8 protein-coding genes are annotated in these 13,303 nt (G+C 35.9%); all 8 read left to right on the forward strand.

The genetic code is table 11. The features are described 5' to 3' along the window. Positions 1 to 81: 81 nt before the first annotated feature. Entirely contained in the window at positions 82 to 1,515 is a 1,434-nt protein-coding gene (locus ASD98_RS09305; RefSeq protein WP_056203358.1) for an MFS transporter, read from the forward strand. A 23-nt stretch (positions 1,516 to 1,538) separates the two neighbouring features. Next, positions 1,539 to 2,573 carry a glycoside hydrolase family 43 protein gene (locus ASD98_RS09310; RefSeq protein WP_056203362.1) on the forward strand — a complete coding sequence of 345 codons (1,035 nt, stop codon included), beginning with the start codon at positions 1,539 to 1,541 and terminating at the stop codon, positions 2,571 to 2,573. Between the two features lie 263 nt (positions 2,574 to 2,836). Beyond that, positions 2,837 to 3,847 (forward strand): GntR family transcriptional regulator, encoded by a 1,011-nt coding sequence (locus ASD98_RS09315; protein WP_056204351.1) that lies wholly within the window; start codon positions 2,837 to 2,839, stop codon positions 3,845 to 3,847. A 2-nt stretch (positions 3,848 to 3,849) separates the two neighbouring features. After that, on the forward strand, positions 3,850 to 5,331 hold the full coding sequence (locus ASD98_RS09320; protein ID WP_056203366.1) for a xylulokinase: 1,482 nt from the start codon (positions 3,850 to 3,852) through the stop codon (positions 5,329 to 5,331). Positions 5,332 to 5,339: 8 nt separating this feature from the next. Then, positions 5,340 to 6,665, forward strand: coding sequence for a xylose isomerase (gene xylA / locus ASD98_RS09325; RefSeq protein ID WP_056203368.1), 1,326 nt, complete (start codon positions 5,340 to 5,342; stop codon positions 6,663 to 6,665). A gap of 633 nt (positions 6,666 to 7,298) precedes the next feature. Next, positions 7,299 to 7,955 carry a fructose-6-phosphate aldolase gene (gene fsa / locus ASD98_RS09330; protein ID WP_056203373.1) on the forward strand — a complete coding sequence of 219 codons (657 nt, stop codon included), beginning with the start codon at positions 7,299 to 7,301 and terminating at the stop codon, positions 7,953 to 7,955. A 533-nt stretch (positions 7,956 to 8,488) separates the two neighbouring features. Then, on the forward strand, positions 8,489 to 11,656 hold the full coding sequence (locus ASD98_RS09335; protein ID WP_128414809.1) for a TonB-dependent receptor: 3,168 nt from the start codon (positions 8,489 to 8,491) through the stop codon (positions 11,654 to 11,656). A gap of 13 nt (positions 11,657 to 11,669) precedes the next feature. Continuing rightward, the gene (locus ASD98_RS09340; protein ID WP_056204357.1) at positions 11,670 to 13,301 is read left to right on the forward strand and encodes a RagB/SusD family nutrient uptake outer membrane protein; all 1,632 of its coding nucleotides are present in this window, start codon (positions 11,670 to 11,672) and stop codon (positions 13,299 to 13,301) included. Positions 13,302 to 13,303 lie beyond the last annotated feature (2 nt).

Genomic DNA, 13,303 nt, shown 5'->3' on the forward strand with positions numbered 1-13,303 from the left:
GCAAAAACAATTTTAAACCTACAAGGTTTTTGGAAACCCTGTAGAAATAAGAACTAACCCAAAATAACCACAAACCATAAAATGAATAACCTTTCACAAAAATTATCCATCAAAGAAAAAATTGGATACAGCTTAGGAGACTTGGCAGCCAATTTAGTTTTTCAAACTTTGATGACGTATCTGGCTTACTTTTATACTGATATTTACGGATTATCGCCAACAGATTCTTCTATCATCATGCTGATTGTTGGTTTAGTTGCGGCTTTTATTTTCAATCCTATTATTGGCGTCTTAGCAGACAGAACCAGTACCAAATGGGGAAAATTCAGACCGTGGATTTTGGCAACCGCAATTCCGCTTGGAGTAGTGGCGTTGTTAGCATTTTCAACTCCTGATTTCTCTTATAAAGGAAAAGTAATTTATGCCGTTGTAACTTATACTTTATTATTGCTTTTTTATGCCGGAAATAATCTGCCATATTCTGCTTTAAGTGGTGTAATTACAGGCGATATGTCCGAGAGAAACAGTATGTCGTCATATCGTTTTGTGGCCGTTATGTTTGCGCAGTTTTTTGTTCAGGTTTTTATGCTCGGAATTATAAAAAGTGCCGGAAACGGAGACAAAGCAATTGGTATTGAAAAGGTAATGACGGTTCTGGCAATTATTGGAACGATCATGCTTTTAATTACATTTTTGACCACAAAAGAAAGAATCATCCCGAAGCCGGAACAAAAATCAAGTGTAAAAGAAGATTTAAGCGATTTGGTAAAAAACAGACCGTGGGTAATCATGCTTTCACTTACAACTTTGGTTTTTATTACACTGGCAATGAAAGGCGGTTCGTATGTGTATTACTTTGAAAATTATGTAGATAAAAAGCAATTGGCTCTTTTTATTCAGCCTATTTTAGATACTTTATCGAATATCGGACTAAATCATTTTGGAAATGATCCCATTTCAGCCGGATTTGGATTGTTTAATGCGGGCGGTATTATTTTTATGATCGTTGGAATTACGTTGTCTAAAAACCTGGCAGATAAATACGGAAAACGAAATGTATTCCGGTTGTTTTTATTCATTTCAACACTTTTTATTATCGCTTTCTATTTCTTTTCGCCAACATCAATCAGCTTAATATTTTTCTCCCAAATTTTACACGGATTTTTCTACGGAATTACAATCCCAATTCTTTGGGCAATGATTGCTGATGTTGCCGATTATTCAGAATGGCTGAACAACCGCAGAGCCACTGCAATTATTTTCTCTGCCATGATGGTAGGTTTAAAAGCCGGATTAAGTATTGGCGGCGCCTTAACAACATTGTTTTTAGGCTATTTCCATTACGCTCCAAATTCTGCTGTACAAACCGAAACGGCGATTAACGGAATCAAATTATTGGTCAGCATTTTTCCTGCAATTCCATTTTTAGTTGGAGCCGGATTGTTGTTTTTCTATAAAATCAATAAACAAATGGAGGTGCAGATTGAAACCGAATTAAAAGAAAGAAGAACTTAATTATTTAAAACCAAGATATTACTATGCCTGAAGATAGCATTGAACAAATTAATTTCGAGGAAATTAATGAACTGGCAATTTCAAAGCCTTTAGTTTCTCACATTTATACGGCCGATCCGTCGGCGCATGTATTTAATGGTAAAATTTATATTTATCCGTCGCATGACATTGATGCCGGAATTCCGTTTAACGATAACGGAGATCATTTTGGGATGGAAGATTACCACGTTTTTTCGATGGAAAGTATTTCATCAAAAGCGGTGGATAATGGTGTTGCGCTTCATGTAGATGATGTTGCCTGGGCCGAGAAGCAAATGTGGGCGCCAGATGCGGCGCATAAAGATGGAAAGTACTATTTGTATTTCCCTGCAAAACGTGCCAACGGAATTTTCCAAATTGGAGTTGCAGTGGGGGATTCTCCAGCAGGACCTTTCAAGCCGGAACCAGATGCAATAAAAGGAAGTTACAGTATCGATCCGGCGGTTTTTGAAGACGAAGATGGTAAACATTATATTTATTTTGGCGGAATCTGGGGCGGACAGCTGCAGAAATACAGAAACAATAAATATGATTCTGACAACGAAGAACCTTCTGGAAACGAACCCGCTTTAGGGCCAATTGTAGCGCTGCTTCGTGACGATATGCTGGAGCTTGCAGAAGATCCAAAAGAAATTAAAATTCTGGATGAAAATGGAGAAACTCTGTTAGCTGGGGATAATAGCCGTCGTTTTTTTGAAGCTTCATGGGTTCATAAATACAACGGAAAATATTATTTCTCGTATTCAACTGGAGATACGCATTTTATTTGTTATGCAATTGGTGATAATCCATATGGGCCGTTTACGTATCAGGGAAGAATTTTGAATCCGGTTGTAGGATGGACTTCGCATCATTCTATTTGTGAGGTTGAAAACGAATGGTACTTATTTTATCACGATTCTAGTTTGTCAAAAGGCGTGACACATTTAAGAAGCATGAAAGTAACTAAAATTGATTATCTGGAAGATGGTTCGATTGTTACAATTGATCCGTATGGAATAAGAAGATTAATAGATTAAAAAAATTTCATAAAAAAATACAATCGGTTGTGTGGGTTTTATTGTTTCTTGTAAGGTTGGTTTGCGTGAGGGATAGAAGTGGAAAGCCCACAGCCTGACGAAGGAAGTGCGAGGACTTGAAACGGATAGCCCGACCCGGAGGGGCACGCCCAAAGTATTATTTTGAAGGGAATAAAAAGATAACAATTTTTAATGTAAAAGTATTTTTTTATAAAAGACAATTAATTACTTTAGCAAACCATAACAGAACGGAACAGAACGGTATGCTAAACGAAGAACAAGAGAAATTTGTATTTGCTATAAATCATGAAAGTGACATTCCCAAATACCAGCAATTGGTAGACGGAATAACAAATGCAATTGCTGAAAATATATTGCAAAAGGGAGATTTGCTTCCGTCCGTAAATAGTATTTGTAAAACGAATCAGTTGTCTAGAGATACGGTTTTTAAGGCGTATACGATTTTAAAAGATCAGAATACGATTGAATCTGTACCAAACAAAGGATATTATGTTTCGGGAGAAACGAGAAAAGTGCTTTTGGTTTTAGACACTTTTAAGGCATATAAAGAGGTTTTGTACCATTCGTTTGTGAATAACCTGCCCGATAATGTGATTACTGATGTGCAGTTTCACCATTATAACATTGATGTTTTTAAAACGATTATCAATAATGGAATTGGGAAGTATTACAAATATGTGGTGATGAATTTTGATCACAAAGAAATTGCTCCGGCTTTGTCGGCCATTTCGAAAGATAAACTGCTTTTGATTGACTGGAATATTCAGGCAGATAAAAGTTATAATTATGTTTTTCAGGATTTTGGGAAAGCTTTTTATGAGTCTTTGACAGAGGCGGCTGATTTGTTTAAAAAGTATAAAAAGATACAATTTGTGTATCCGGATTTTACAAATCACCCAAAAGAAACGGTTGACTTTTTTAAGAAATTCTGTGCTGATTTCAACTTTGAATATGAGATTGTAACAGATCCTAAAAAATTCAATATCGAAAAAGGAATGGCGTATATCAGTGTAAGTGACAGGATTTTAGGCTATTTTTTAGAACAGTGTAAAGAGAAAGATTTAGAGCCCGGAAAAGACGTTGGTTTTTTGTCGTACAACGAAACGCCAATGAAGAAATTTATATACAAAGGGATTTCAGTTGTATCAACTGATTTTAAGGAACTAGGAACCAAAGCAGCGGCATTTATTACGCATGATGAAGATACTCAGTGTTATGTGCCGACAAAATTAATAATAAGAGAATCATTGTAAGTATGTATTATATCGGATATGATATTGGAAGTTCTTCTGTCAAGGCAGCCTTGGTAGAAGCGGAAACAGGTAAAAAAGTAATCGTTTTGAATGAACCGCAGAACGAAATGGAAATCCTTTCGATTCACCCGGATTGGGCAGAGCAGGATCCTGAAATCTGGTGGCAGCACATTTGTACGGCAACTAAAAGAGCGATTCGAGAAGCTAATATTGATGCATCTAAAATTCAGGGAATTGGTATTTCGTACCAAATGCACGGATTGGTTATTGTAGATGCAGCCGGAAATGCGCTTCGAAATTCGATTATTTGGTGCGACAGCCGTGCGGTTGAAATTGGAAATACCGCTTTCGCCGAAATTGGAGAGCAAAAATGTATGGAGCATTTATTGAATTCTCCTGGAAACTTTACGGCTTCGAAACTAAAATGGGTAAAAGAAAACGAACCCGAAGTTTATAATAAAATTGCTAAATACATGCTTCCGGGAGATTACATCGCTTTGAAATTAACAGGGGAAGTAACGACAACCAAAAATGGTTTGTCTGAAGGAATGCTTTGGGATTATAAAGAAAATAAAGTTGCTGACTGGCTTTTGGATTACTATGGAATCGATAAGTCTTTGACGCCAAAAATTGTAGAAAACTTTACAAACCAAGGAGTTGTTACTGAAAAAGCTTCGGCAGAATCAGGTCTTCCAGCAGGAATTCCGATTGTGTATAGAGCAGGAGATCAGCCAAATAATGCTTTGGCTTTAAATGTTTTGAATCCGGGAGAAGTAGCGGCTACGGGTGGAACTTCAGGTGTTTTTTATGCAGTAAGCGAAATGTCGTTAGGAAAAAGTACGAGAGTAAACAATTTCGTTCACGTAAACTACGAACTGGAAACGCCAAGAGTTGGTAAACTTTTGAATATTAACGGAGCAGGAATTCAGTACAGATGGCTTCGAAATAATATGGGGAATGAAAGCTACGAGGCTATGAATGAAAAAGCTTCGAATATTGAAGTGGGTTCAGAAGGCGTAGTGGTGATTCCGTTTGGGAATGGTGCTGAGCGTATGTTCAACAACAAGAATATTGGAACACATTTTTTAAACCTCAACTTAAATATTCACAATAGTGCGCATTTGTTTAGAGCTTCTCTTGAAGGAATTGCTTTTTCATTTGTGTACGGAATGGAGTGTTTAAAAGAGGATAATGCGACAATTAATGTCATAAGAGCCGGAAATGATAATCTTTTCCGTTCTGAGATTTTCTCGAATACTGTGGCGACTTTAATTGGTCACGAAATTGAAATTTATAATACAACCGGAGCAGTGGGTGCCGCAAGAGCAGTTGGCTTAAAAGATGGTGATTACAACAAATTCGGAGCTAATGTGAGTGACAACGATCACGTGATGACGTTTTTACCGCTGCACAACAAAGAACCTTACGAAACGGCTTATAAAAAATGGAAACAAGAATTAGAATTAATATTAACAACTAAATAAAAGAACAAATGATAGTTTTAGGAGATAAAGAATACTACAAAGGTATTGGCCAAATAAAATTTGAAGGAAAGGAATCTGATAATCCATTGGCATTTAAATATTACAATCCAGACCAAATTGTAGCTGGAAAAACAATGCGTGAGCACTTTAGATTTGCTATCGCTTACTGGCATACATTCTGCGGACAGGGGAGTGATCCATTCGGACCAGGAACACAGCAATTTGCTTGGGATAAGTCTTCAGATCCGTACCAAGCAGCAAAAGATAAAGCTGATGCTGCTTTTGAATTTATCAGCAAAATGGGATTCGATTATTTCTGTTTTCACGATTACGATTTGATTGCTGAAGGATCAACTTTCGCAGAATCAGAAAAACGTTTAGCATTTATTACGGATTACTTAAAACAGAAAAAAGCAGACTCTGGAATTAAATTGCTTTGGGGAACTTCAAACTGTTTCTCAAACCCAAGATTCATGAACGGAGCAGCTACAAATCCTGATTTTAATGTAGTAGCAAGAGCAGGAGGGCAAGTAAAATTAGCACTTGACGCAACAATCGCTTTAGGCGGAGAAAACTACGTATTTTGGGGTGGTAGAGAAGGTTATATGTCTTTATTAAATACCGATATGGGAAGAGAATTAGACCACATGGCACAATTCTTAACTATGTCAAGAGACTATGCAAGAGCACAAGGTTTTAAAGGAACTTTCTTTATCGAGCCAAAACCAATGGAGCCATCAAAACACCAATACGATTTTGACTCGGCAACAGCAATTGGATTCTTAAAAGAATATGGTTTAGATAAAGATTTCAAAATCAATATCGAGGTAAACCACGCTACATTGGCACAACACACTTTCCAACATGAACTTGAAGTTGCGGCAAAAGCGGGAATGTTAGGAAGCATCGATGCAAACAGAGGAGATTACCAAAATGGCTGGGATACAGATCAGTTCCCAAATAATATCCAAGAAACAACTGAGGCAATGTTGGTTTTCTTAAAAGCTGGCGGATTACAAGGTGGAGGTGTTAACTTTGATGCTAAAATCAGAAGAAACTCTACAGATTTAGAAGATGTTTTCTTAGCGCACATCGGTGGTGCTGATACTTTTGCAAGAGCTTTATTGACTGCTGATAAAATCATTACTTCTTCTCCTTATGAAAAATTAAGAAAAGAAAGATACAGCTCTTTTGATGCAGGAAAAGGAAAAGATTTTGCAGAAGGAAAATTAACCCTTAAAGATTTATACGATATCGCAAATCAAAATGGAGAATTAACGCTTCAGAGCGGTAAACAGGAATTGTTTGAAAATATTATTAACCAATATATTTAATTGGTAAGATTTTAAAAATATATTAAACCTAACAGATTTTGAAAACCTGTTAGGTTTCTACAAAAATATTTAGTGAGATAAAATATCTAAAAAAAATCAAAATCTTTATATGATAGCTGTAGAAAGTAAAAATTATTTCAACAGTTAATTTTAGATAAAATTGAGAAATGTGTATTAAGATTATGACTTGTTTTTGAGATTTAGATTTGAAGAAAATAGATTGAAGGTTTAGTTAGCTATTTTTTAATGATTAAAACGAAAAAATGAAGTCAGTTTGATAAAATTATTAAGTGAGTTATTTTTTTATTGAAGGTTTTTTGAAGAGCAGAATCGGTCGAAATGCACATTTTTTTCTCACTAACAGTTTACACACAATCTTTATCAAAGTTTTAAACTTTGACAAAGATAATTACACAAAGAAATACCCACAATCTTGTCATTTCGAGGAACGAGAAATCTTCGCAAGAAACTCTACAAAGATTGGCGATCCTTAGTGAGGAGCTACTGACGAAGATTTCTCGTTCCTCGAAATGACAAGATTGAGAGGAATTCAACTCATTAAAACCACACAACTTACTCCATTAAAACAATTACAGACCACAAAATAACCACCAACCTTAAACCAAAAAACTTATGAAATTTTTTATTGATACCGCTAATCTGGAAGACATTCGAGAAGCACAATCTCTCGGAGTTCTTGACGGCGTAACCACCAATCCTTCTTTAATGGCAAAAGAAGGTATTACCGGAAAGGAAAATATCCTAAAACATTATCTTGACATTTGTAATATTGTCGACGGCGATGTTTCTGCTGAGGTAATCTTAACCGATTATGACGGAATGATAAGAGAAGGAGAAGAACTTGCCGCTTTACATCCGCAGATTGTGGTGAAGTTACCCATGATTGGCGACGGTATAAAAGCTTGTAAATATTTTTCTTCAAAAGGAATTAAAACCAATGTAACTTTAGTGTTTTCGGCAGGGCAGGCATTATTGGCTGCGAAAGCCGGAGCGACTTATGTTTCTCCATTTTTAGGAAGATTAGATGATGTTTCGACAGATGGAATGCATTTAATTGCTGAAATCAGAGAAATTTATGATAATTACGATTATCAAACGCAAATACTTTCTGCTTCGGTAAGGCATACGATGCATATTGTAAATTGTGCTAAAGTAGGATCAGATGTTATGACCGGGCCGCTATCAGCAATTAAAGGATTATTGAAACATCCGCTTACTGATATTGGTTTAAAACAATTTGTTGAAGATGCAAAAAAAATGAATCTCTAAACTCAAATACGCAGCACAATGACTAAGCCCTTTTCTTTTGGAAAAGGGCTTTTTTTGTAACTTTTCAACAACCGATTGCCTTTTTGAATTGTTTTAAAATCAAATATTTTTCGAGAGGCACTCGTATTCAGCTTTCCTTTAGAATATTAAGTTAAAAATTCAATTATTCTGTAATTTTAGTATTACTAAAACGATGTAGATGTATTGAAAATATCTTAAATTCTATATTTTATACTTTTTTTAATATTTTGAATGAAACAGCTTTTTATTCATAATCTTTTAGTTGAAGAAGTTGAAAAATATGTATATAATTTAATTTTTTGGCAATATAAATAAACTATATGTTTTTTTAAGATAATATTTTTTTAAAATTCTTAAATAAAATTAACGCAACCGATTGTGTGTTGTTGTTTTTTATATATATTTGTTTCAATAATGATTATAAGTATTTTTTGTTCTAAAAACCAGCTTCTATATCATTTCATAAAAAAAACTAACTAAACCATACTATTAACTCATTAAACTAATTATTTATGACTAACCTTTTAATTACTAAAAGCAAATCAAAATACTTTAAAAATTTAGGATATCTAATCCTGATGTTAGTATTTTCTGCTGCGGTAAATGCACAAACCACTGTGTCAGGAACTGTTTCTGATAGTAACGGACCAATACCGGGAGTAAACATTTTTGTAAAAGGAACTAAAATCAGTTCAGTTTCTAATTTTGACGGAACGTATACCATCAGCCCGGTTCCCGCAAATGCAACCTTATCTTTCAGCTTTATTGGTTATAGCTCAAAAGACGTTGCAGTTGCTAACAAAAGTAAAATAGACGTAATACTGGAAGAAGATGTAAGCAGCTTAAAAGAAGTTGTAGTGGTAGGTTACGGTACCATGAAAAGATCAGATTTGACAGGTTCTGTTTCATCCGTAACGAGTCAGGCCGTTGCCCAGTCAGTTACTACATCAATCGAGCAGGTTTTACAAGGACGTGCTGCGGGTGTAAATGTACAGGCAAACAACGGTGCACCAGGTGCGAGTTCTTCCATTCGTATTCGTGGTATCAGTTCGTTAACAGGTTCAAATGAACCAATCTTTGTAATCGACGGCGTTATTATTGACAATACTACAAGTTCTGTAAACACAAACCCGCTTTCTATGATTAATCCGTCAGACATTGTTTCGATGGACGTTTTAAAAGATGCTTCTGCAACTGCAATTTATGGTTCCAGAGCAGCAAACGGGGTTATTATCGTAACTACAAAGCGCGGTAAAAAAGGCGATCTTACTTTAAACTTTGACAGTTATGTAGGATGGCAGGAAATTCCGAAACACTTAGATTTATTAAACCTTAGAGAGTACGGAACATTAAAAAACACACGCTCAGATTTAGGAATTGTACAGCGTGACAATACATTCATTCGTCCTGATTTATTAGGAGAAGGAACAGACTGGCAGAAAGAATTGTTCAACACAGCCTTAATGCAGAGCTACAATTTATCAGCTTCCGGAGGTTCGGAAAGTACAACTTACTCTTTAGGGATAGGATATTTAGATCAGGAAGGTATTGCAATTGGTTCTTCATTTGACCGTTTCAATTTAAGAGGAGTTGTAGATTCACAGGTAAAAAGCTTCTTAAAATTGGGAGTAAATTTTGCTCTGAGTCAATACAACCAAACGACTACGGTTACAGACGATGCTTTAATCATAACTGCTTTAAAACAAACTCCAAACGTTGCGGTTCGTAATGCCGACGGAACTTTTGATGGTCCGGACACTACAGAATTCGTTCAAAACAACCCAATAGGTTTAGCGTCTATAAAAGACAATCACAATAAAAATTACGCAATCAGAGCTAATACGTATGCTGAAATTGGTTTTACAAAAGACCTTAAATTCAAAACACAATATTCATTAGATTACGGATTTGCAAACAATTATACTTTTAATCCATCTTATACTTTTGGAGCATTGGTAAACGATGTACGTGAAGGAACAAGAACAAAATCAAACAGTGCATTTTGGAGCTGGAATAATTTATTGACTTACAATAAAACTTTTGGTGTCCATACCATTAATGCAATGTTAGGTCAGGAAATGCAGGAATCAAGCTGGGAAAGCCTTTACGGATACCGTTCTGGGTACATCACAAATGGTGCTACAGATTTAAATGCCGGAGATGCTACAACAGCAAGAAATTCAAATTCAAGCAGCGTAAGTTCTATCAGCTCATACTTCGGAAGATTGTTTTATTCTTTCAATGATAAATATTTGCTGACTGCTACTTTAAGAAGAGACGGATCTTCAAAATTTGCAGAAGAAAATCGTTGGGGATGGTTTCCGTCAGCTGCTTTGGCCTGGAAAATTTCAAATGAAAATTTCTTAAAGGAAAATAAAACTATCAACAATTTAAAATTACGTTTAGGTTGGGGAGCAGTTGGTAACCAAAGCGCGCCAAACTATGCTTACACTTCAATTTACGGATCTTCGGCAACAAACTGGGGAACTGGGCAGTTGGCAGGAAATACGGCAAATCCAGACATTAAATGGGAAACTACTTATTCGAGCAACTTAGGTTTAGATCTTGGTCTTTTTAATAACAGAGTAGAATTGGTTGCTGATGTTTATTACAAAAAGACAAACGATTTACTTCTGGAACTTCCATTGCCTGCTTACGTAGGAACAACAGGGCAAGGCGCTACAAGACCGCCAACAGTAAACATTGGATCTCTTGAAAATAAAGGATTTGAGTTTAGTTTGAATACCATTAACATGGAGAGAAACGATTTTATATGGAAATCTAATATTGTTTTCTCGATGAACAGAAGCAAAGTTCTGGCGCTTAATACAGAATCTGGCGTATTAAATAAAACAATTCAGCAAGGTTCTGATGTTACAACCGTTACCAGAACGGCTGTTGGAGAAGCAATAGGGCAATTTTACGGATATAAAGTTATTGGCCGATTTGAAAAAGCTACGGATTTCTATTATAAAGATAAAGACGGAGTGGTAAAACCAACGGCTTTACCAGAAGGAATGGCGATTGGCGAAAACGGCGTTTGGATTGGGGATTATATTTTTGAAGACGTAAACAAAGACGGAATCATCAACGAAAAAGACCGTGATTATATCGGAAATCCGGCTCCTGATTTTACTTTCGGTATCGGAAACACATTTTCTTTTCAGGGATTTGATATCAATATTTTGCTGACAGGTTCTTACGGAAATGATATCGTAAACTACCAAAGACGCTGGTTAGAAAATCCTCGTGAAAATACCAATTTATTGAAATCTTCTTTAGGATATGCGCAGTTAGAATTAATCGATCCAAACGGGCCAAACGATTATCGTAATGTGCAAATTGTGGGCGGAGATCCTTATATGACCAGAATTGCTGCGTCGTCTGCATCATCAGCTTCAAACTACCGTTTTAGCAACCGTTTTGTAGAAGATGGTTCTTATGTCAGAGTAAAGAATATTTCGATAGGATATAATCTTCCAAAGAAATTATATTCTAAATACGGAATCTCAAACATTAAGATATATTCTAATGCGCAAAATGTTTTAACATTTACAAAATACAAAGGTTACGATCCAGAAGTGGGATCAATTAATCAGGATGCGCTTTTAAGTGGTATTGATAATGGACGTTATCCTTCGCCAATTATTACAACGCTTGGATTGAATGTTAATTTCTAAAATTTTACAAACTATGAAAACAAAAAAAATATTTTACACGGTTCTTATGATCGCATTGCCATTTGTTTGGACTAGTTGTAGTGATCTTTTAGATGTCGAACCAGAAGATCAAATCACAAAAGAGAATTTCTATAAATCAGAATCAGATTTTCAGTCGGCAACAGGCCCGCTTTATAACAGAGTTTGGTTTGACTTTAATGATAAATTCTATTACGGTTTAGGCGACGGACGTTCAGATAATTTGTACGCTCCCTATTCTGATTACGTTTATCCGTTTACAGATTTATCTGAAACAGGATTAACCGGACCTTTAGTTTCGGCTTGGGGATCTTTATACAATGTTGTACAGCAGTCAAACAACGTTATTATCGGTATTTCCGATAGTAAAGTAGACGAAAGCGTTAAAAACAAATATATCGCCGAAGCACGTTTTATGAGAGGAACCGCTTATTGGTATTTAGCCTCTTTATGGGGAGATGTAATTATTTCTACAGACCCGAGAGAATTGGTTAAAAATCCAATTGTAAACAAAAATCCATTAAAAGATGTTTACGAATTTGCCATTCGCGATTTAGAATTTGCAGCAAAATATCTGCCGGAAACTGCAGGACAAGCCGGACGTTTAACAAAATACAGTGCATTCGGAATGCTGTCTCGTGTTTACTTATCATATTCGGGAGTAAGCGACAATCCAAACAGCGGATCAAGAAATCAGCAATATTTAGATTTAGCCAAAAAAGCAGCCGAAAAAGTAATTACTTCAGGGCCATACAGTTTAATGACAAACTACGCTGATTTGTTTATGATTGATAACAACAACAATACAGAATCGATGTTTGCCCTGCAATGGGTTCCAAACGGAGATTATGGAGTTATTAATACACATCAGGCTTATTTTGCTTTAGGTTCTGATATTACAGGAGATGATGCAGCCTGGGGTTACTGGACAAGAGCTTCGAATGATGTTTTAAAAGAATACGAATCAAAAGATCTTCGTCGTAAAGCAACCTGGATGGGTGATGATGATTTCTATCCGGAAATCAACAAATCAAACGGAGGTTATACAGTTGATCACGCAAAAGAATTCTTAACCGTAAAAAAAGGAGTTGTAGGTTCTACAAAAGACAATTCAAAAATTAGCCGTATGAACTCCGCTTTAAATACTTATATGCTGCGTTTAGGAGAAGTATATTTAAATTATGCCGAAGCTGCTTTAGGAAACAACGCTTCAACAGCAGATGCACTTGCTTTAGATGGCGTAAACAAACTTCGTGTTCGTGCAGGTCTTGACCCAAAAACGACTTTAACCTACGCTGATATCATTCATGAAAGAAGAGTTGAATTAGCAATGGAAGGACAATATTGGTACGATTTAGTGAGACGCGCTTATTACAAACAGCAAGAAGTTATTAACTACGTAACAGCACAAAATCGCGGTACAATTGAGCCCATTCTTTATGATTCAGCAACAAATACGGTATCTATAGACCCTGCAAGAAGCAGCAGTCCGCGTTCTATTGGCGTAATCGATGCTACAATTTTCCTTCTGCCTTATCCGGAATCAGAACTGGTTCAGAATCCATTGTTGAGAGAAAATCCGGTTCCATATCAATTTACAGAAGAAAAAATAACAGACTTGTTCTAGTA

Source organism: Flavobacterium sp. Root186 (assembly GCF_001428525.1).
Classification (GTDB): Bacteria; Bacteroidota; Bacteroidia; order Flavobacteriales; family Flavobacteriaceae; genus Flavobacterium.